Source organism: Vibrio sp. Evd11, assembly GCF_900382755.1.
GTDB lineage: Bacteria > Pseudomonadota > Gammaproteobacteria > Enterobacterales > Vibrionaceae > Vibrio > Vibrio lentus.
Genome location: NZ_OSDX01000009.1, coordinates 102,803 through 123,960 on the forward strand (window position 1 = coordinate 102,803; position 21,158 = coordinate 123,960).

Here is a 21,158-nt window from a genome sequence, read left to right on the forward strand (position 1 = left end):
GTAATAAAAAAGGGTCGCGTAATGCGACCCTTTGGGATTGTTAACTTCGATTATATTAGAAGCTACGGCTGTACTGCAAACCCATCAAAATAGCATCTGCGTGAGTAGTTCCAGATATCGATGAAAGATATTGTGGTTGTCCAGGTGCGCCAAAGGATGGGTTTTCAGTCTTCTCTTCTACATCCACATCATCGCCCATTAAGTAGGTAAAGCCGAAGTCGATATTCGACTTGTCGTCTAAGTGGTATGTAAAACCAGCTGAGAACCATTGACGATCTGAATCTGGTACAGATATCGATGTCAATTCGTCTTGTGCACTTGTGTCATACATATAACCTGCACGTAATGTCCAGTCACGATTTAGGTAGTATGTACCACCAATAGAGTAGTGCATGCCGTTCTGCCATTCATACTCATTAAGTACGCCAGCGTCTTTAGCTTCTAGCTTGTCGAATGAGCTCCAGCCAATCCATTGAACAGAATAGTGGACAGCATATTTAGTATCTTTAATTCTGTGGTATCCAGAAAATTCAAGAAGGTCTGGCAGAGGCATGTATAAAGTATCGTCTTTATGCTCTACACCTGTGTATGTAATGTCACCTTTTGCTTCGAGTTCTGGAGAGTAATGATAAGCCAAACCAAATCGATTATTTTCATCTAGCTCGTATACCGTACCAACATTGAATCCTAATGCCCAACCATCTGCTTCTGCATCTAAAGCTGTTGAGGAGCCAAGTGCTCCTGCTAAGGTTGGATGAAGGTCACGCTTTAGTGTGCCCTTACCGTAAATTAGGTCTAGGCCGGCACCAAAACTCCATTGGTCATTAAGTCGGTATGAGCCAGCTAAACCAAAGTTAACGCTCTGAACGTCAGTTAACCCACCATATTCATGTCCTGCATAACTGTCAGAAAACTCGGTCTTAGTTCCGAAGTTTGAGTAAGCGTTGAAGCCTACAGCAAATTTTTTGTTAATAGGGACAATTAGATGAATGTTAGGAGCAATAGAGGTATCACCGGCATCATCATAGTTTGCATCTACACCATTTCCAGCGTCAAACAGTTTGTATTTAGCTTCTTTGACTTCAATCTTAGATGTAATGCTTTCAAAGCCGAGTGACAAAGAGGTTTCGTCAAACAGTGCCATTGCTGCAGGGTTACGTGCCATTACTGACGCGTTATCTGCTATTACTGCGTCACCAGCGAAAGCGCGGCCGATGCCAGTTGCTGATTGTGCGTTAATTTGAAAACCTGCTGCCATCGCTTGCGAAGACGCCAGTGTGATTGTTACTGCTAAAAGAGACTTTTTAAACAGACGCGTGTTGTTGGTAGTCATTTATTTATTCCTTTATATATCCGCCTCTACAGGGCGATTAATTTGAGCAATTGCTCAATGGTGGCTGATCCTATTGGTTAGTATAAGATATACAAATCCGACCATTGGGAATTTTGAGTGGAAAATTATGGAAATGACGCCTATCTGACACAAAAATGGTGGGAAATGCTTCTTTTTAGAGTTTTAACTCTATAGGTATTTATTTTATGAATGATTTGTTGTTTGTTTATAAGTAAAGCCCAGCAATATCAGGAGTATAGTTGCTGGGCCTTTTGTGACGGGGCTTTGAGTGCGAATTAGCTCATCGGTTTGATCATTTTGGTTAGCTTTTCGGCGATCTTAGAAACGTCCTCGCCATCTTCACCTACGAGGATCAGACTGCTGTTATCGATAGGTGTTACCGAACCTGACATGCCTTTCTCATCGAAGTCGATAGATTTGTCAGTCGGAATCCCTGTTAAAAACAGTGTGACTTTGCCTTTTTCACCTTGGAAAACCATGTGCATTGCATTGGACTTACCAAAGCCACAATGATTTAGGTAGTAAACGTGATAAGGAAACGCTTTATCAAACTGAAAAGCAAATGGGTTCATCTTGGCATTGATCTGTTGTGATGTGACTTGTTCATCAATTCCACTGACGAAGCTCTTTTCATTAACCACATGTTTCATTGCCGTATCAGCCAAACTTGCTTGAGCTGGAGAGACTAACGCATTTCCCCAGTTAACTTGGCCAACGAGTAAACCTGCAACGAATGCAACTGAGGCTGCCATTGCCATCGCTCGTCGAGCAAAAGTAGGTCTTACTACTTTGCTTTCTTCGCTTGAGGTTTGATTGAAGAGAATGCGATCAGCAAGATCGTCTGGTACATCCACGTTCATTGCTGAATGGATCTTCTTATCAAGCGATAGTACATCGTCTAAAAAGTTACTATTGGTTTCGCTATTTGCTGCCGCATCAATAATATCTTGTGTACGTTGTTTAGGTTCCGACAATACACGACGACGAAATTCCAAATCATCCATTATGTTGCCCCCTCTCTGCCTCTTCTGTATCCAGCATCTCTTTCAACTGATTTCGAGCTCTGAATAAACGTGTCATCACCGTGTTTTTGTTGAGGTCGAGAATATCTGCGATCTCATCACCACTAAACCCACCAATCACTTGCAAGAAAAGAGGTTCACGATAATCAATTTCAAGTTTCATGATCTGAGCTTGTAACCACAGATGTTGATGGTGTGGGTCATCACTGACACTAGCATCATTACCATGATCGTCGATATCAACCAGATCAAACTGCTTGCGTTCAAAACGTCGAGCGTTCTCGCGTCTCAAGATGGTAATCAGCCAAGACTTAGCGGCTTTTTCATCTTGTAGGCTATCGAGTGACTTCCATGCTCGAAGGCAAGTCTCTTGTACTAAATCCTCCGCAATGCTTTTGTCTTTACATAACCAATAGGCGTAGCGAAAGAGGTCACGATGATAGGCACGCACGAGTGCTTCGTATTTTCTTTGTTTGTCCATATCAGAGTTGACCGGACGCTTGGCTGTTTTCTTTCCAAACATTTTTATTATTGACACACGAGCCTCCATAATTGCTCTGCGTATAGCTGTCCTCTATACGTTGTGCTTCGTTTTTATATTTTTAGAGCTAACGATCATCGGCAGGAAATAGTAAAATCACATTAAAATTGATCTACTTCAAAATCTAAGGCCTCGAACCCGTTATAGTACACCTTGTCGTCTAGTTAGTCATTCGTGGCTAGCATGTTGAGCAAGACGACACTTCCTTTTGAAGGCTGACTTTACTTTCTCCTAATCAGGAAACTGATTATTTCAATTGGCGTTAAGTTAATTGCTTTATATACATTCCGACCACACAGCTTTGTGTGGTTTTTTTTTGCCTTCAGAAAATACTCTGATACAAAACCATCGACTCTTTACCCACACATAACAGTCTCAACTAGCAATAGTTTAGTCTCTTAGGACAACCTTTCCCCCAAAAAGGTTCGCCTGAATGTGCAGTTATATTTTCAAGCCGTGAGATACACGTATCACGTTTATTTAAACGCTCGTTTGATTTAATTAACAACTTCTTTACAATGATTCAGGTCAGACCTCTTAACTTTAAGGAGAAACCATGGGCAAACAGGAAGTCAAAACGCGTTCTGGAGAACGTGTTGCCGTTGTCGCTGGACTACGAACCCCATTCGCTCGTCAGAGCACAGAATTTAGCCAAGTGCCTGCGGTTGACCTAGGCAAAATAGTTGTGAGCGAAATGCTTGCACGAACGGATGTCGATCCTGCGCTTATTGAGCAAGTTGTATTCGGCCAAGTTGTGCAGATGCCAGAAGCGCCCAATATTGCGCGTGAAATCGTATTAGGCACCGGTATGGACATTAATACTGATGCTTACAGTGTGACACGCGCTTGTGCAACGAGCTTCCAAGCGGCAGTTAACGTCACAGAGAGCATTATGGCTGGCACGATTGATGTCGGTATTGCGGGTGGCGCTGATTCTTCTTCTGTATTGCCAATCGGCGTTTCGAAAAAGTTAGCGGCAAATTTATTAGCGCTGAGTAAAACCAAAACCATGGGTCAAAAGCTTAAGATTCTTAAAACGCTTTCCGTAAAAGATCTGATGCCAGTGCCGCCTGCTGTTGCCGAATACTCGACCGGTTTATCAATGGGTCAAACCGCTGAGCAGATGGCGAAAACTCATGGTATTACCCGTCAAGAACAAGATGCACTTGCTCATCGTTCTCACTCTTTGGCTTCTCAAGCTTGGAAAGAAGGGAAAATAAAAGATGAAGTGATGACGGCTTTCCCAGCACCTTATAAAAAATATTTAGCGGAAGATAACAACATTCGCCATGATTCAACGGTTGAAGGTTACGCTAAATTACGCCCTGCATTCGATAGAAAGTACGGCAGTGTTACGGCAGCCAATGCCACGCCTCTTACCGATGGCGGTGCCGCGGTGATGTTGATGCGCGAAGGTAAAGCGAAAGAGCTAGGCTTAGAAGTGCTTGGTTATATTCGTGGTTATGCGTTCTCAGCGATTGGTGTTGAGACTGATATGTTGATGGGGCCGACTTACGCGACTTCGCAAGTATTAAAGAACACAGGCCTAGAGCTTTCAGATTTGACGCTGATTGAGATGCACGAAGCATTCGCTGCGCAAGTTCTAGCGAATGTGAAAATGTTTGCCAGCGATGAGTTTGCTCAGAAGAATCTTGGCCGCGATAAAGCGATCGGTGAGATTGATATGGAGAAATTCAACGTACTGGGTAGTTCAATTGCTTACGGACACCCGTTTGCAGCGACTGGCGCACGAATGATGACTCAAACATTACGTGAGTTGAAACGTCGCGGTGGCGGCTTAGCACTGAATACCGCTTGTGCAGCTGGTGGTTTGGGTGCAGCAATGATCTTGGAGGTAGAATAATGTCTACGACTCTTGATGTGAAAAAAGAAAAGAAAGCAGTCAAAAAAACGGATTCAAAGCCAGTGACTGCATCTAAAAGTGACAAGACGATTTCAAACGATGAAGCCGTAAAACCGGCGACCGCGTTTTCTTTAACTATCGATGACCAAGATATTGCATGGCTTGCGATCGATGTGCCAAACGAAAAAATGAACACGCTACAAGCGGCGTTTGCCGAAGAAATGAAAGCAATCTTCGAGCAGTTGAAGGAAAAGCAAAGCCGAGTTAAAGGATTAATCGTTCATTCATTGAAGCCAGATAACTTCATTGCTGGCGCTGATGTTCGAATGCTTGATGCCTGCAAGACGGCTGATGAAGCACAATCTCTCGCTCGTCAGGGGCAAGAGATGTTCCAAGCGCTTTCTGATTTGCCTTATCCTGTTGTCGCAGCGATTCACGGCCCATGTTTAGGTGGTGGCTTAGAGCTAGCACTATCGTGCGATTACCGCGTATGTACAGACTCAGACAAAACTCGCCTTGGTTTACCAGAAGTCCAACTTGGTCTGCTACCGGGCTCTGGTGGTACGCAACGTCTTCCTCGTCTTATCGGTTTACTGCCTTCTCTAGACCTTATTCTTACGGGTAAACAACTGCGCGCTAAGAAAGCGAAATCGCTAGGTGTCGTGGATGCTTGTGTGCCAGAAACTATCTTGCTGGAAGTGGCTAAGAGCTTTGTCGAAAAGAACTCAGGCGGTAAAAAAGGTAAGCGTTTGGCGTCTAAAAGCCAAGCTTCGACCAAAGAAAAACTAATCTCACGTACAGGTCTTGGTCGAAAGGTTATTTTTGAACAGGCTTCGAAGAAAACTAACCAGAAAACACGCGGTAATTACCCTGCAGCCGATGCGATTCTTGATGTAATTCGTTACGGCCTTGAGAACGGCTTTGATAAAGGCCTTCAGTATGAAGCGAAGCGTTTCTCTGAACTGGTAATGACTTCAGAATCTAAAGCCCTTCGTTCGATTTTCTTTGCAACGACTGAAATGAAAAAAGAACACGGCGCAGACGCAGAACCGAAAGCGGTTAAGCGTGTTGGTGTGTTAGGTGGCGGTCTAATGGGCGCTGGTATCAGCCACGTCAGTGTTGCTAAAGCGAAAGTACCGGTTCGTATTAAAGATGTGTCTAATGAAGGTGTGCTCAATGCGCTTAACTACAACTACAAGTTGTTCGATAAGCAGCGTAAACGTCGTATCTTGAGCCGAGCTGGCCTTGAAAGTAAGATGCTTCAGCTTTCTGGTGGTATCGACTTTACAAGCTTTAACCATATTGATGTTGTGATTGAAGCGGTATTTGAAGATCTTGACCTTAAGCAGTCAATGGTTGCGGACATTGAAGCCAATGCCAAGCCTAGTACTATCTTCGCGACCAATACATCTTCATTGCCAATCCATAAAATTGCAGAGAAGGCGCAACGACCAGAAAACGTAGTCGGTCTTCATTACTTTAGCCCTGCAGAAAAAATGCCACTGGTTGAAGTTATTCCTCATGAAACAACGTCAGAAGAAACCATTTCGACGGTTGTTGCATTAGCGAAGAAGCAAGGTAAAACTCCGATTGTTGTTAAAGATACGGCTGGCTTCTACGTGAACCGTATTCTTGCTCCATACATGAATGAAGCTGCGCATCTGTTATTGGCGAATGAGCCGATTGAAAAGCTCGACAGCACGTTATTAGACTTTGGCTTCCCGGTTGGCCCAATTACTTTGCTAGACGAAGTCGGTGTTGATATCGGTGCTAAGATCATCCCGATTCTGGTAAATGAATTAGGCGAACGCTTCCAAGGCCCTGATGTATTCGACATTCTTTTGAATGACAACCGTAAAGGCCGTAAGAGTGGCAAAGGTTTCTACACTTACAAAGGTAAGAAGAAGGAAGTTGATAAGTCAGTTTACAAGCTGCTTAAGCTACAACCTGAACCTAAGCTAAGCGATAACGACATCGCAATGCGTTGTGTGTTACCAATGCTCAACGAAGCAGTTCGTTGTCTAGATGATGGCATTATCCGTAGCCCTAGAGATGGCGATATTGGTGCTATTTTCGGTATCGGTTTCCCGCCATTCCTAGGTGGTCCGTTCCGTTATATGGATCAAGTAGGTATTAAGTCACTGGTAGAGATGATGAACGACTTCGCTAAGAAGTACGGTGATCGTTTCGCGCCATGTGATGGCCTACTGACACGTGCTGGATTGGATGAATCTTTCTACAAGTAATACTCTTTAGAAGTAACTTTCTAGCACATTGATTATCAAGCCCGTATCAAGCAATTGATGCGGGCTTTTTATTTTTTGAGTGTGCGAAAAGAAGGAGCTTCCCGGCTCAGTCGTTCCTCCTTCTCGGGAATGACGGGGGAGGGTGATGTGTTCTGTAAGGTAGTGTTGATTGGTGTGGGAGATTTCTAACTCGGTCGTTTCTCCTTTTTGGGAATGACGATTGAGATGTAAAAAGTAAGCTATTGTGTTGATTAGGAGGGTGGTCAACACACCTCAATCAAAACTACCGTCATCTCCTAAAGCGACGAAGGAGCGTAATAGGAGATCTGCTCTTGTGTTGCACCCAATAAAAAAGGTTGATGCTATAACATCAACCTTTGGACTTTCTGTTAGGAACGACTAACCAAGCTCGCAGTCTTTCGGGCGCAGTTGAAACTCATCAATAGAGCCTATTTCTACACCTGCTGATAGCTTCTCTTCTTCGTTATGCGCATTACCTTGCGCGTGCATAATAAGACGATTTGCGGTGCGCGGTTTTAGTTGGCTGACGACAAAACGCATCATGTCGGAGCGAGTCAGACCTTTGAGCTCTTCTAACACACGATCCCTCTGATTGAATTCCAAATCCTTATTGCCTATCGCAACCCATAAGCGCTGAGCTCGACCTCGTAAGGTGGTATCTGGCGTTGAAATCTGATTCCAGAGGCCGCGTTTACTGCTGTGCCATTGATAGTCATTCAGCTCTAACAGCACCATATAAAAGGCATTGAGGAACTCATCTATAGAGGCTAATAAGTCTGCCGGGGCAGCATTAGGGGACTGCACGTACAACACAATACCTGGGTGTCGGTTAAGCGGCATATTACCGGTGCCGACCATATAACCTAGCTGTTGTTTGGTACGAATTTCGTGGAAGAATGTGGCCGACATCAAGTGGTTAGCCAGTGAATACAGCGCAATGTTTTCAGGTGAAATATCGGCGCACTGGTAATAAACCACGATGGCTGAATCATCTTGGTTACACACCACTTCACGTTGGAAGCTGCCGTTTTCACCCAGCATGATTAATGGGCGCAGTGACTCTTCGTACGCTTGGTCTTGAACACGCAGGGCATCTTTTAGTGTTTCCGCCATTTTGTGTGCGTCGGCTTTTTTCCAGTCGCCATACACAAACATTTCTACGTGAAGTTCAGCCAAGATAGCTTGAACGAAAGAGGATAGCTCATCGACCTCTATCGTTTCCAGCGCTTCAATTAATACAGAGTAGGGAGGATTGTTTGGCTGCAAGATCCCTGTCATTGCATTAAACAGCTGCGAAATAGGACGGTCTTGCGACGCATTATTCCAGTTTCTGAGCAATTGATGCTTAATCGTTTCGAAACGTGTTGGACTAAAGTCGCGTGCTTGAAAGCGTTCAAGGATCATATTGAGCAATTGTGGCTGTTTCTCGCTGAATCCAGATAATGTGAGTGTGACACCACCTTGATGGGTATACATGTTGTAGCCCATTCCGGCAATCTCAGCCTGATAAGTATCTTTCTCAAGCGAGTCTAAGAACATCTCTACACACAAGCGTGTTTTAACGATGTTTCTCGGGCTAGCCACTGAGTGTGGGCTGTCGATGGCGATATACACCACACCTTTGGGTACTCGAAATTGATGATCTTGTAGGTGCCACAACATAAATCCGTCTAACTCTTCGAGCAGCTGTGGAAATTCAGTTTGCTCTTCAAGCTCGGCAGGGTCTAAGTCATAACAAATAAATGGGTTTCTATCGGGTAATTCAAACTGCCAACCGGGGTTGATGCAGGTAAAGCACTGTTGCTGTTCGCTGCTAAACGGTGTCACGGAGTAGGGCGTAAAGTACCACTTCGCTTCTCGGTCGTATTCGAAACCTTGGGCAACAATGGTCGCGCGCATGTTATCGGTGGTTAAGTAAGGCAGCATAGAGCGTTGTAACTCGTCATCGAAATGCGACATTTTATAATCGCCATACACCACGTCTTGCTCTTGGTAGTGTTGCATGTTGATCACTAGGTGACTCACGACATCAAGTGGCCTTGCGGGCTCTTGGAAGCGGAAAGCGGACTCTAAAACCGCACGCTTCTCTAGGTAACGCCACTCTTCAATACCTTGTTGCTCAATCAACTTGATGTACTGGAACACGGCTTGGATGATGTTATCAGTTTTGGTCAAACCCTCGATGGTCAATGAACAACTGACCGTGAAATCACGATAGTTACTGCCACTGGCACCACCACCGGCCGAGAGAGAAGTAATCCAACCTTTTTCCTTGAGTTGCATCATTAGGCTGCCGTCACCCTCATAACCTAATAGGTGAGCAAAGAACGACAGTGGCTTAATACCATAGTGTTCATCCATGCTTGGCATTGGGAAAGTTAAAATCAGTTTTCGTACTTCTTTTATTGGTTCTACGTGTACTTGTACGCCAGTGCTTAACTCGCCAACAATGGGTACTTCAACCTTCTTGCCTTGTAGGTTGTTATTGGTAATCGAGCTAAAGCGATCCTCAACCCAGCTTTGCATCTCATTTAATGACTGATTGCCAGAAAGTGTCAGCGTCATTAAGTCAGCAGAGTATTGTTGCTGGTGGAAAGCTAAGATCTCTTGTCGAATCGTCTCACCGTTTCTGTCGCCCAACGTATCGATATTACCGACAGAAAACTTCGAGAATGGGTGATTGTGATTTACCAGCTCTTTGGTAACTTGGTACAAGCGTCGCGAGTCGTCATTGAGTTTCATCTTGTACTCAGAATCAACAGCTTGGCGTTCTTTGTCTAAGGCTTCTTCGTTGAACAGGGGAGCCGTGAAAAATTGGCTGAAGCGATCGAGTGCGGTTTCAAAGGCATTCAATTCAACATCAAAAAAGAAGCAGGTGTGCTCTGTTCCTGTCCAAGCGTTGTTGCTACCGCCATGTTGACTGATAAAACTTTGGAACTCTCCGACCTTTGGATACTTTTCAGTTCCCAAAAATAGCATATGCTCTAAGTAGTGAGCTAAACCCTCTCGGTCTGTAGGGTCATCAAAGTGCCCGACATTAACGGCGAGTGCGGCTGCAGCTTTTTGAGCGTTCTGATCGTGAACTAACAGTACTCTCAACCCGTTATCCAATGTTACGTAACGGTATTGATGTTCATCATTAGGGCTTAAATGCACAGATGCATCTCCAGAGAAGGTGGTTTTTAAATTATGTACGCGATGATTTAAGGTGCAAACCTCGCGATCATATTTTGGGATATGAAGTGCTTTTTGGTGACTTCTAAATCACTTTTATCGATTTTTATCAGTGATTTATTTTCTTTTAATAAGATTGTTAAGAAAGTTGAACTCTTTAGCAAGTGACTTGATATAATTATTTATATAGACTGCGGTTTCTCTAGTTTGAGAGCCAAACGCTAAGTAGCGTATCGCTGATATGGGATATATCGACTTTCGAAATGTTACGTAGACAGGACTGAACATGAAAATATTCATAATGCGCCACGGTGAAGCAGAACATTTTGCTAACTCGGATGCAGAACGAGCGTTAACGAAGCGCGGTAAAATGGCGTCTCTTGCGGTAGCTCAAGCTGCAAATGAGCAAGGGTTTAGCCAGTTCGATAAAGTGCTTGTGAGCCCATACTTAAGGGCACAAGAAACGTGGTTAGAAATCTCTCAAGCGTTTTCTGGAAAGAAAGTAGAAACCTGTGATGATATTACGCCTTACGGAATGTCCGACGATGTGTTTGATTTGACCATAGCAATGGCTGAAGTAGAAAAGCTAGAGACCATTTTATTTGTTTCTCATTTACCTCTAGTGGGCTATTTAACGGCTGAATTTGCGACGGGCATGGCGCCACCTATGTTCCCAACCTCAGGGCTAGCGTGTATTGAATTCGACCTTGAAAAACAAAAAGGCGAGTTGCTTTGGAACATTAATCCATAGCTGAGACCGTTTTCTCAAGATAAATAAAAGGGCACCTCATGATTATTGAGATGCCCTTTGTTGTTTCTAACGGACTATTTTGACCAAACGACAAGGTGCTGGACGTACTTTTTAGAATAAAGAGCAAGTCGATGGCTATTTATCTGGGATAGCAAGTAAAACCAGTAGCGCCCCATGGCCGCCAAACTCTAAAGGCGCTTGGTGAAAGGCCATTACGTCTGGGTGCTGTGCTAACCACAGTGGCACTTTCTGCTTCAGGATGTGCTTGCCGATACCATGCTGAACACAGGCACATGCCACACTTTCTTTAATACAGTGTGCAATCATAGCCCCAAGCTCACGTTTGGCTTCTTGTTGCGTCATACCATGCATATCGAGATACACGTCGGGCACATAGACCCCACGACGTAGACGTTTCACTTCGTATTTAGAGACATCATCGCGCGCATAACGTGTTGGTCCTTCCTCACTAAGGTGCGGAATGAACTCGTCAGAGAAGTAAAACTCGCTATCACTGGCTTGTCTGGCCGTTCGAGTAATTTCTTTTTGCTTGGTATTTCTTTTTGGCTGCTGGACTATGGTATCCTGTTGCAACTTTTTAACGCCCTTTACTGCATCGTTGAACAGGGCGAAATCGTCATCAAAGTCGGTGTCTTTTTTGCTCATCAGGTTATGAATTCTAAATTAGAAACGTAATTAGCAGTATTGTAGCGCTTTTCGGAGACAATTTTGGATAAGATTTTTGTAGAAGAAGCGGTATCAGAACTACACACGCTTCAAGATGTGATTCGTTGGACTGTTAGCCGCTTTAACGCAGCGGGCCTATTTTATGGTCACGGCACTGATAACGCGTGGGATGAGGCGGTACAACTTATTTTACCTACTCTGTATCTACCGATTGATGTTCCTCCGCATGTTTTGAACTCTCGTTTAACAAGCAGTGAGCGTCTACGCATTGTTGAGCGTGTGATCAAGCGTATCAATGATCGCACCCCAACGGCTTACCTAACCAATAAAGCTTGGTTCTGTGGTCTTGAGTTCTTTGTTGATGAGCGCGTACTTGTACCTCGCTCTCCAATTGGTGAGCTGATTGAAGCTCAATTCCAACCTTGGCTAACTGAAGAACCTGTTCGTATCATGGATATGTGTACGGGTAGTGGCTGTATTGCGATTGCATGTGCTCATGCTTTCCCTGATGCAGAAGTGGATGCGATTGATATCTCTACTGACGCACTGCAAGTTGCAGAGCAGAACGTTCAAGATCACGGCATGGAGCAACAAGTATTCCCAATCCGTTCGGATCTTTTCCGTGATTTACCAAAAGAGAAATACAACCTGATCGTATCGAACCCACCTTACGTGGACGAAGAAGATATGAACAGCCTGCCAGATGAGTTCACACACGAACCAGAACTTGGCCTAGCTGCAGGTACAGACGGACTGAAACTGGTTCGCCGTATTTTGGCAAACGCACCAGACTACCTAACTGATGATGGTATTCTGATCTGTGAAGTCGGCAACTCAATGGTTCATATGATGGATCAGTACCCAGAGCTTCCATTCACTTGGATTGAATTCTCAAACGGTGGTCACGGTGTATTCATGATTACTCGTGAGCAGTTAGTGGCTTGCGCAGACGAGTTCTCTATCTACAAAGACTAGGTTACTGATAGTTGTTAGCATAGGGACTTAGCTTAGAGATTAAGCTGGAAACTTAAGGTTAGAACTTTATAAGACGTTCTATTTGAAACGTTTGAATTTAAACGCCATGCAGTAATGCATGGCGTTTTTTATTGCTGAAATTTAAGGGTTAAGTAATCAACGCAGCGTGAATGTACTTAATATTTAGTTGCTTAATATGAATAGCTATTACATATTGGTGCTTAATATTTAGTCGTTTTAGTGAGTTAAGGAGAATTCGCGATGAGCTTTGATACATGGATTTATTATTTGTTGGCGGTGTTAATTTTAACAGCCTCGCCAGGGCCAAGCTCTTTGTTGTGCATGACTAAGGGTGTGCAATCAGGCTTTAAGTTATCGATATTTACCGCCTTGGGTAGCGTGACTGCCATTACCGGAATCTTAACGTTATCGTTTACCGGTTTAGGGGTAATTATTGCTTCATCAGAAGTGGTGTTTAATATCATTAAGTGGACGGGTGGTGCTTACCTTATTTATCTCGGTTGGAAGTCGCTACGGTCGAGTCAGCAAGATTATGACAAGCTATCGAATCAACAAGCAGGCTTTCAACCTGTTAAAGAAAGCGCTGCGCAGCATTGTGTGAGTGGCTTTATTGTTGGCGCGAGTAATCCAAAAGCTATCCTGTTTTTTACCGCACTTTTCCCTCAGTTTATTGACCCGTCGATAGCGCTATTTCCTCAATTTGTGGTGTTCGCCTTGACCTTCGTTGTCATGGAATTGTCTTGGTTATTGGTCTACGCCTACCTAGGTGCAAAGTCATCAACTTGGTTATTTGCTAAGGGTCGAGCCAAAGTATTTAATCGTGTTACAGGGGGCGTGTTTATTGGTGCAGGAGCGCTACTTTCGACGACAAGCCGAGCATAACTTTTCGATTTATCAAAGGGCTGAATAGTTACAGAAAATTCTTAATGCTGTCATAAAAGGTTAATATTAATATGCTTGCTGCTTTTAGCGAAAAGCCGATATATTGGTGTTACACCATCACGTTCTCAAGGAGAGACATATGCAGCATCAAGAAATGATTCAACACAGTAACTTTGGCGTTATCAGCCGTACTTGGCTTTTCTCTACCCTGTCTCTAGTGGGTATTCTTGCTCTAATGTAGTCAGCTTTATGGCTCTATATTTTTAGTTTTTATTATGAACACACTTATTAAAAAGTCTTCAAAGTCAGAACTCTTCTTCTCTTAAATGTGGCTCTTCTCATCAGGCTAGCCACTTAACCTTTTTCTCTGACGAATCTCTTTGTCTGATTAACCCCCTTTATCTCAATAAACTCACTGCATAACCTGATCTGAAGTTGTTATCAAACTGTGATAATCTTAAGTTATCTTTTATCTACAGTGTATCTCTCATGTCTGTCTGGGATTCTATTTCATTTAACAATCGATTTACTGCATTACCTCGATTGTTCTATACCCCAATTCAACCTACACCGCTCAGCAATGTCCAATGGCTCGCATGGAACCATAACCTTGCGGATGAACTCGGCTTTCCGTCATTTGATGATGCCTCAGAGGAATTACTTGAGACGTTGTCGGGCAATGTTGAACCTGAGCAATTCTCGCCAGTAGCAATGAAATACGCAGGCCATCAGTTTGGCTCTTATAACCCTGACTTAGGTGATGGAAGAGGGCTGTTATTAGCTCAAGTTGTCGCGAAAAGCGGTGAAACGTTCGACTTACACCTTAAAGGTGCGGGTAAAACCCCCTATTCTCGTATGGGCGATGGCCGTGCTGTTATTCGATCAACCGTTCGTGAGTACCTATGTAGTGAAGCGATGGCAGGGCTTAATATCCCAACCACTCGCGCGTTGGCGATGATGACCAGTGACACACCCGTATATCGAGAGAAGCAAGAGTGGGGCGCATTGTTGGTGCGTGCTGCTGAGTCACACATCCGTTTCGGTCACTTTGAACATCTTTTTTATACCAATCAGTTGGCTGAGCATAAGTTGTTGGCCGATAAAGTCATTGAGTGGCATTTCCCTGAATGTCTTGATGAAGAGAAGCCATACGCTGCAATGTTTAATCAGATTGTTGATCGCACTGCGGAAATGGTCGCGTTGTGGCAAGCGAATGGTTTTGCCCATGGGGTCATGAACACCGATAACATGTCGATCATCGGCCAAACCTTCGATTATGGCCCGTTCGCCTTCCTTGATGAATATGACCCGAGATTGATCTGTAATCATTCGGATTACCAAGGTCGTTACGCTTTCAATCAACAGCCTAGAATTGGATTATGGAATTTGTCGGCACTGGCTCATTCTCTTTCGCCGCTGGTGGATAAAGCCGATTTAGAGGCCGCGTTAGAACAGTACGAACCGCAAATGAATGGTTACTTCAGCCAGTTGATGCGTCGTAAGTTGGGGTTGCTTTCGAAACACGAAGGTGACAGTCGCTTGTTTGAATCGTTGTTCGAGCTGATGTCGCAAAACAAAGTCGATTACCCAAGATTCTTTAGAACGCTGTCGAACCTAGATACATTGCCGCCGCAAGACGTGATTGATTTGGTTATTGACCGCGAGGCCACAAAGCTATGGGTGAATAACTACTTGCAACGCTGTGAATTGGAAGAGAGTTCAGTGGCCGAGCGCTGTGAAAAGATGCGACAAGTAAACCCGAAATACATCCTCAGAAACTACCTAGCCCAGCTTGCGATAGATAAAGCTGAGCGCGGTGATAGCAGCGATATTGATGCATTAATGGTGGTGCTGGCAGACCCTTATGCGGAACATCCTGACTACGAACATCTTGCTGCCTTGCCGCCTGAGTGGGGCAAAGCCATGGAAATCAGCTGTTCCTCTTAACTTCTTATGATTCTTTGAGTCGCTAAGTACAAGTAGAGGTCACTAAGATGTGATCTTTATCTGTTTGTTCGTCTAACTTTACAAACATGTCAATAATCAAATAATCGGCCAGCCTATACACTATGTGAATAAGTTGTAAATTTAATAGGTTTGGGCGATGCTAACAAATACTCGAATTCTCGTGGTGGATGATGATCAAGAAATCCGCGAGCTGCTGGAAGAGTACCTCACTAAATCGGGTTTCGATGTCTCTTCTGTTGGAGATGGTGTTGAATTAGAAACCCACCTGCAAAGTCAAGGTTATCCAGACCTGATTCTGCTCGATGTGATGCTGCCCGGTGACGACGGTTTTACCTTGTGTCAGCGCGTCCGAAAGCAATCAAATGTGCCTATCATTATGCTGACAGCGGTATCGGATGAAACCGATCAGATTATCGGGTTGGAAATTGGTGCTGATGACTATATTGCAAAGCCGTTTAGTCCTCGTCAGTTAATGGCTCGAATCAAAGCGTTATTGCGCCGCGTTCAAGTGGTGGATGACAAACCGAGTGATGCACTGCCAAAGCAGATTATCTTTGGTGATTGGACGCTTGATACGCTCGCGCATCGAATCTCTCACAATGAAAACTCAGAAGAGATGGATTTGTCGGGCAGTGACTTTTCTTTGTTAATGTTGTTCTTAACTCGCCCTAACGAAATTCTTGATCGTGACACCATCTCTTTCGCAACCAGAGGCCGTGAAGCGCTGCCTTTTGAACGTGGCATTGATGTGCAGCTTAGTCGTCTGAGAAGCCGATTGGGCGACAGTGGCAAATACCCTCACTACATCAAAACCATGCGTGGTAATGGCTATATTCTTGCTGTGCCTGTTCAGTATGAACACTGATAATCAAGTGCTGTTAATGAACACCTTGCTAATGAAGTATTTCCTATGAACTGGTTGAGTCGATTAAAACCAAACTCCTTGGTCGCAAGAACATTGCTGCTGACCTTGTTAGCCGTTGTGATTGCTCAAGGTATCGCAACGTCTATTTGGTATAGCGAATCCAAACACAAAGAACTGGAGGGGATTCGCTCTGCCTCTTCGAGCATGGCAAACATGTTTGCCTCAACGGTGACTTTCTTCCAATCTCTACCCGTCAAGTATCGCCATATCGTATTAGATCAGATCCGCAATATGGGCGGTACGCGTTTCTTTGTTTCTTTCAATAAAGAGGCTTTGGTCGTTGAGCCTATCCCTGACACCCGCTTAAAAACTGCATCGATAGAAGCGATAGAAAGTGTTTTAAGTAGCAAGCTCAATAAAGTCGAATCAGTTCGGGTAGATTTTTCTCGACCTGAACACCTTCGATTACTTAAAAATGACATCTACTTGAGCGATCTCCCTCGATCGTGGGCACATCACACATTAACGTTAGAACCTCTTAATCCGCCAATTCTGGTTGTTCAAATAGAGCTAACCAGCCATGAATGGGTGTACATTGCGGCGTTGTTGCCTGCGCCATACGTGAAACTCGACGATACGATTCTTGGCAGAGAGCAGGTGATCTTCTTGATCTCTTCAACGCTTATTCTACTGGTGTTGACTTACTTGATGATTCGTCGCCAAGTACGTCCTCTTAAAAAGTTGGCAAGAGCGGCTAATGAAATGAGCATGGACATTCAGCAGCCCCAACTGAAAGAAGAGGGGGCGACTGAACTGGTCACGGCAACCAGAGCCTTTAACCGCATGCAGCAGCGGATTCGTCGTTATGTTGCCGACCGAGAGCATTTGTTCTCTGCTATCTCTCATGACTTGAAGACACCAATCACCCGACTCAGGCTTCGTGCTGAGTTGTTGGAAAGCGAAGTAAAGAAAGACAAATTCAACAAAGATCTTGATGAGCTTGAGATGATGGTGAAAGGTGCATTACAAGCAGTAAGAGACACCGACCTTCATGAAAACAATTCCATTATCGATCTCAACGAGATGATGCTCTCCGTGATTGAATTGCACAACCAATACCAAACTCAGGTCGAGTTTGAACCTGCTGTGGTTGAGCCTTTGGTAGCTAAACCTTTAGCGATTAAACGCGTGCTCACCAATCTTATCGACAATGCTGTGAAATATGGACAATCCGCCGAAGTCGATATCAGCAGTGATTCAGTGTGGGTCATTGTGACGATTCAGGATCACGGCAAAGGTATCCCTGAAGACAAGTTAGAGTTGGTTTTTGAACCCTACTTTAGGCTGGCAACCGACGACCAAGGACACGGTTTAGGGCTCGGGATCTGTCGAAACATCCTGCATGGACACGGCGGAGATCTCATTATTCGCAACTCCTCTCAAGGTGGCTTAGAAGCCAAAGTCTATATACCAAGAGGCCTAGAAGTGTAATGTAACAATTGTGTTACATAGGGCTTACCTTTTGTTTCAATCTTATAAATCAGAATAAGTAGACTCTTTATTGAACCGGACGTCGAGTCCGCTAAACATGGAAGATTATAATGAAAATCAATAAAACCCTACTTACTCTATCTCTTCTTGCTGCCTCAACATTTTCTCAAGCTGGTGAAGTGGAAGTGCTTCACTGGTGGACTGCCGGTGGCGAAGCGAAATCCGCTGCGGTACTGAAAGAGATGATTGAAGAACAAGGCCATACGTGGAAAGACTTTGCTGTTGCTGGTGGCGGCGGTGAAAGTGCGATGACTGTTTTGAAAACTCGAGCAGTATCGGGCAATCCTCCATCTGCCGCGCAGATTAAAGGTCATGATATTCAGGAGTGGGGTGGTTTAGGTTTTCTAACGTCTCTCGATGCGACTGCTAAACAAGAACAATGGGATGAACTACTACCAGAAGTAGTAATTAAAGTGATGAAGTGGGATGGCGAATATGTGGCAGTTCCTGTCAACGTTCACCGTGTTAACTGGCTTTGGGCTAACCCTGTTGTTTTAGAAAAATCAGGCGTTACGGTTCCAACTACGTTAGATGAGTTCTTTGTTGCTGCAGACAAGATTAAAGCGGCTGGCTTCATTCCATTGGCTCATGGTGGTCAACCTTGGCAAGACGCGACGGTATTCGAAGCCGTGGCACTTGATGTACTAGGCAGTGAAGACTACAACAAAGCGTTCGTTGATCTTGATATGGACGTATTATCTGGCGACAAAATGGTGGAAGTGTTCACCAAGTTCAAAAAGATGCGTGATTACATCGACAGCAACTCTCCAGGTCGTGATTGGAACGTCGCAACTTCAATGGTTATCAATGGCGAAGCCGCGATGCAAATCATGGGTGACTGGGCGAAAGGTGAATTTACTGCGGCAGGCAAAGTGCCGGGTAAAGATTACATCTGTGCACCAGCTCCAGGTACTGACGGCCAATTTACCTTCAATATCGATAGCTTTGCGTTCTTTGAGTTAAGTGACAAAGAGAACCAAAAAGCGCAGCAAGACCTAGCGAAAACCATTCTTACTAAAGATTTTCAAGAAGTCTTCAACCTTAACAAAGGTTCTATCCCTGTACGTCTAGATATGGATATGTCTAAGTTTGACCAATGTGCGTTGGACTCAATGGCTACCTTCAAAGCGAGTGCTGAATCGGGCGATCTTGTTCCGAGTATGGCTCACGGCTTAGCGACAACAAGCTACGCTCAAGGCGCTATTTATGACGTGGTGACCAACTTCTTCAACGAGAAAGATGCCGATCCGAAGCAAGCGGCAGCTAAGTTAGCAAAAGCAGTGAAAGCGGCTATCTAATCTCACTTGGTCTAACACCAAACCCCCAGGGTGGGTAGGCTCGTAGGGAGCCTATCTACTCTTACTCCCAATTCTGATATGCGTGATGCTGATGTGGTGCCGAGAGGTAAGCCATTGGCTCGATTGTGCAACAAGGATAAGTTATGGAGCATGTTTTGACTGAGTCGACTCCAAAACCCACAAGGAGCCAGCCTGCACCGAAACCGAGTTTTGCTGACAGGTTGCAACATTGGTTACCTAAAATAGTACTGGCGCCAACCGCGTTAGTGACCGTGGTGTGTATCTACGGCTACATTTTTTGGACGGCAGCGTTGTCGTTCACCAACTCTCGATTTTTGCCGAGCTTTAACTTCGTTGGTTTAACCCAATATGAAAAGCTGATGGATAACGACCGCTGGATCACCTCAATCACCAACCTCGGTTTGTTTGGTTTTCTATTTATGGCGATTGCTATCTTGCTTGGTGTTGGTTTAGCGGTATTGCTTGACCAGAATATCCGTCAAGAAGGAGCGATTCGTACTATCTATCTTTACCCAATGGCGCTGTCATTCATTGTGACGGGTACGGCGTGGAAATGGATTCTTAATCCGGGTCTTGGCATTGAAAAACTGATGCAAGATTGGGGATTTACTGACTTCAAATTTGATTGGCTAGTCGACTCTGAAATGTCGGTCTATACCTTGGTTATCGCGGCGCTTTGGCAGTCTTCAGGGTTTGTGATGGCGATGTTCTTAGCGGGTCTGCGTGGTATCGATTCTTCAATTATCAAAGCGGCGCAAATTGATGGGGCAAGCTTACCGACCATCTATCTCAAAATCATTCTGCCTTGCTTGCGCCCAGTGGTCTTCAGTGCGGTGATCATTACGTCGCACATTGCGATTAAGAGCTTCGACCTTGTGACCGCAATGACGGCAGGTGGCCCCGGTTATTCATCGGATCTTCCTGCGCTATTTATGTACGCACACTCCTTTACTCGCGGACAAATTGGCCTTGGTGCTGCCAGTGCCATGATGATGCTTGCCGGTATCTTAGCGATTCTCGTGCCTTATCTTTACTCTGAACTTAGGGAGAAAAAGTCATGATGAATAACATCAATTTTGCTCGAATCTTTATTTATTCAGCACTGCTTTTTTTCTGCTTAGTGTATTTAATGCCATTGTTCGTGATGGCGCTGACGTCATTCAAAACTCTGCCTGATATCAAGGCGGGTAACCTGATGAGCTTGCCAAAAGAGTGGGTGTTCGATGCTTGGTATAAAGCGTGGGACACCGCTTGTACTGGCGTGAAATGTGAAGGCATCAAAGGCTACTTCTGGAACTCGTTCCAAATGGTGATTCCTGCGGTTGCGATTTCAACATTGCTCGGTGCATTTAATGGTTATGTGGTGACGAAATGGCAATTCAGAGGTTCAAATCTGTTCTTTAGCTTGTTGTTGTTCGGTTGCTTCATCCCATTCCAAGTGGTGTTGTTACCAATGGCAACCATGCTCGGCAAGATGGGGCTAGCGAACACAACTATCGGCTTGGTGATTGTGCACGTTATCTATGGCATGGCGTTTACCACACTGTTTTTCCGTAACTTCTACATCTCGATTCCTGATGAATTGATCAAAGCGGCAAAACTTGATGGTGCAGGTTTCTTTACGATTTTCTTCAAGATCTTATTACCGATCTCAACGCCAATCATCATGGTGACGGTGATCTGGCAATTCACCGCAATTTGGAACGATTTTTTGTTCGGGGTGGTGTATTCGGGCTCAGAGACTCAGCCTATCACCGTGGCATTAAACAACCTAGTCAACACCAGTACGGGTGTTAAAGAATATAACGTCGACATGGCTGCCGCGATCATCGCCGCACTGCCAACGTTGTTGGTGTATGTCTTCGCAGGAAAATATTTTGTTCGTGGCCTAACGGCAGGATCAGTAAAAGGATAATT

Annotated in this window: 16 protein-coding genes; 11 read left to right on the top strand and 5 right to left on the bottom strand. The window is 44.5% G+C overall.

Features of this window, described 5'->3' with window-relative positions:
- Positions 1-55 precede the first annotated feature (55 nt).
- From ED652_RS06115 to ED652_RS06125, 3 genes are all read right to left on the bottom strand, one after another.
- On the bottom strand, positions 56-1,333 hold the full coding sequence (locus tag ED652_RS06115) for an outer membrane protein transport protein (RefSeq protein WP_122053854.1): 1,278 nt from the start codon (positions 1,331-1,333) through the stop codon (positions 56-58).
- A gap of 296 nt (positions 1,334-1,629) precedes the next feature.
- Positions 1,630-2,358, bottom strand: a complete 729-nt coding sequence (locus ED652_RS06120; RefSeq protein ID WP_122053855.1) for a DUF3379 domain-containing protein — start codon at positions 2,356-2,358, stop codon at positions 1,630-1,632.
- Complete coding sequence (locus ED652_RS06125) at positions 2,351-2,899, bottom strand: sigma-70 family RNA polymerase sigma factor (protein WP_004736042.1); 549 nt, start codon at positions 2,897-2,899, stop codon at positions 2,351-2,353. Before ED652_RS06125 ends, ED652_RS06120 begins: the two co-directional genes overlap by 8 nt.
- A 574-nt stretch (positions 2,900-3,473) precedes the next feature.
- Between ED652_RS06125 and fadI the strand changes: the two genes are divergently transcribed.
- Together fadI and fadJ are read left to right on the top strand one after the other, a co-directional pair.
- Complete coding sequence (gene fadI / locus ED652_RS06130) at positions 3,474-4,781, top strand: acetyl-CoA C-acyltransferase FadI (protein ID WP_122053857.1); 1,308 nt, start codon at positions 3,474-3,476, stop codon at positions 4,779-4,781.
- The gene (gene fadJ / locus ED652_RS06135) at positions 4,781-7,027 is read left to right on the top strand and encodes a fatty acid oxidation complex subunit alpha FadJ (RefSeq protein WP_162929921.1); all 2,247 of its coding nucleotides are present in this window, start codon (positions 4,781-4,783) and stop codon (positions 7,025-7,027) included. The genes fadI and fadJ overlap by 1 nt, the downstream gene beginning before the upstream one ends.
- A gap of 399 nt (positions 7,028-7,426) precedes the next feature.
- Here fadJ and ED652_RS06140 read toward each other — a convergent pair whose 3' ends face one another.
- Positions 7,427-10,204, bottom strand: a complete 2,778-nt coding sequence (locus tag ED652_RS06140) for an insulinase family protein (RefSeq protein ID WP_122053859.1) — start codon at positions 10,202-10,204, stop codon at positions 7,427-7,429.
- A gap of 304 nt (positions 10,205-10,508) precedes the next feature.
- On the opposite strand from ED652_RS06140, the gene sixA reads away from it, so the two are divergent.
- Positions 10,509-10,973 carry a phosphohistidine phosphatase SixA gene (sixA, locus tag ED652_RS06145; RefSeq protein WP_012603460.1) on the top strand — a complete coding sequence of 155 codons (465 nt, stop codon included), beginning with the start codon at positions 10,509-10,511 and terminating at the stop codon, positions 10,971-10,973.
- Between the two features lie 135 nt (positions 10,974-11,108).
- On the opposite strand, the gene smrB is transcribed toward sixA, so the two are convergent.
- Positions 11,109-11,639 (bottom strand): endonuclease SmrB, encoded by a 531-nt coding sequence (gene smrB / locus ED652_RS06150; RefSeq protein WP_065104881.1) that lies wholly within the window; start codon positions 11,637-11,639, stop codon positions 11,109-11,111.
- A gap of 63 nt (positions 11,640-11,702) precedes the next feature.
- On the opposite strand from smrB, the gene prmB reads away from it, so the two are divergent.
- The 8 genes from prmB (at position 11,703) to ED652_RS06190 (ending at position 21,156) form a co-directional block, all read left to right on the top strand.
- Positions 11,703-12,635, top strand: a complete 933-nt coding sequence (prmB, locus tag ED652_RS06155; protein WP_017104863.1) for a 50S ribosomal protein L3 N(5)-glutamine methyltransferase — start codon at positions 11,703-11,705, stop codon at positions 12,633-12,635.
- Positions 12,636-12,896: 261 nt separating this feature from the next.
- Positions 12,897-13,538 carry a LysE family translocator gene (locus ED652_RS06160; RefSeq protein ID WP_122053860.1) on the top strand — a complete coding sequence of 214 codons (642 nt, stop codon included), beginning with the start codon at positions 12,897-12,899 and terminating at the stop codon, positions 13,536-13,538.
- A gap of 489 nt (positions 13,539-14,027) precedes the next feature.
- Positions 14,028-15,485 carry a protein adenylyltransferase SelO gene (locus ED652_RS06165; protein ID WP_122053862.1) on the top strand — a complete coding sequence of 486 codons (1,458 nt, stop codon included), beginning with the start codon at positions 14,028-14,030 and terminating at the stop codon, positions 15,483-15,485.
- Between the two features lie 157 nt (positions 15,486-15,642).
- Positions 15,643-16,371, top strand: a complete 729-nt coding sequence (locus ED652_RS06170; RefSeq protein WP_122053864.1) for a response regulator — start codon at positions 15,643-15,645, stop codon at positions 16,369-16,371.
- 45 nt (positions 16,372-16,416) lie between these two features.
- Positions 16,417-17,862, top strand: coding sequence for an ATP-binding protein (locus ED652_RS06175; RefSeq protein WP_122053865.1), 1,446 nt, complete (start codon positions 16,417-16,419; stop codon positions 17,860-17,862).
- 110 nt (positions 17,863-17,972) lie between these two features.
- A complete protein-coding gene (locus ED652_RS06180) occupies positions 17,973-19,220 on the top strand; it encodes an ABC transporter substrate-binding protein (RefSeq protein ID WP_122053867.1) in 1,248 nt (415 codons plus the stop codon).
- Positions 19,221-19,363: 143 nt separating this feature from the next.
- Positions 19,364-20,302: a carbohydrate ABC transporter permease gene (locus ED652_RS06185; protein WP_099166264.1), complete on the top strand. Its 939-nt coding sequence runs from the start codon at positions 19,364-19,366 to the stop codon at positions 20,300-20,302.
- Positions 20,299-21,156: a carbohydrate ABC transporter permease gene (locus ED652_RS06190; RefSeq protein WP_009848502.1), complete on the top strand. Its 858-nt coding sequence runs from the start codon at positions 20,299-20,301 to the stop codon at positions 21,154-21,156. The genes ED652_RS06185 and ED652_RS06190 overlap by 4 nt, the downstream gene beginning before the upstream one ends.
- Positions 21,157-21,158 lie beyond the last annotated feature (2 nt).

Coding starts and splice junctions, on each gene's coding strand:
- ED652_RS06115 (WP_122053854.1), bottom strand. CDS start 1,333: ATGACTACCAACAACACGCGTCTGTTTAAAAAGTCTCTTTTAGCAGTA.
- ED652_RS06120 (WP_122053855.1), bottom strand. CDS start 2,358: ATGGATGATTTGGAATTTCGTCGTCGTGTATTGTCGGAACCTAAACAA.
- ED652_RS06125 (WP_004736042.1), bottom strand. CDS start 2,899: ATGTTTGGAAAGAAAACAGCCAAGCGTCCGGTCAACTCTGATATGGAC.
- fadI (WP_122053857.1), top strand. CDS start 3,474: ATGGGCAAACAGGAAGTCAAAACGCGTTCTGGAGAACGTGTTGCCGTT.
- fadJ (WP_162929921.1), top strand. CDS start 4,781: ATGTCTACGACTCTTGATGTGAAAAAAGAAAAGAAAGCAGTCAAAAAA.
- sixA (WP_012603460.1), top strand. CDS start 10,509: ATGAAAATATTCATAATGCGCCACGGTGAAGCAGAACATTTTGCTAAC.
- smrB (WP_065104881.1), bottom strand. CDS start 11,639: ATGAGCAAAAAAGACACCGACTTTGATGACGATTTCGCCCTGTTCAAC.
- ED652_RS06160 (WP_122053860.1), top strand. CDS start 12,897: ATGAGCTTTGATACATGGATTTATTATTTGTTGGCGGTGTTAATTTTA.
- ED652_RS06165 (WP_122053862.1), top strand. CDS start 14,028: ATGTCTGTCTGGGATTCTATTTCATTTAACAATCGATTTACTGCATTA.
- ED652_RS06170 (WP_122053864.1), top strand. CDS start 15,643: ATGCTAACAAATACTCGAATTCTCGTGGTGGATGATGATCAAGAAATC.
- ED652_RS06175 (WP_122053865.1), top strand. CDS start 16,417: ATGAACTGGTTGAGTCGATTAAAACCAAACTCCTTGGTCGCAAGAACA.
- ED652_RS06180 (WP_122053867.1), top strand. CDS start 17,973: ATGAAAATCAATAAAACCCTACTTACTCTATCTCTTCTTGCTGCCTCA.
- ED652_RS06185 (WP_099166264.1), top strand. CDS start 19,364: ATGGAGCATGTTTTGACTGAGTCGACTCCAAAACCCACAAGGAGCCAG.
- ED652_RS06190 (WP_009848502.1), top strand. CDS start 20,299: ATGATGAATAACATCAATTTTGCTCGAATCTTTATTTATTCAGCACTG.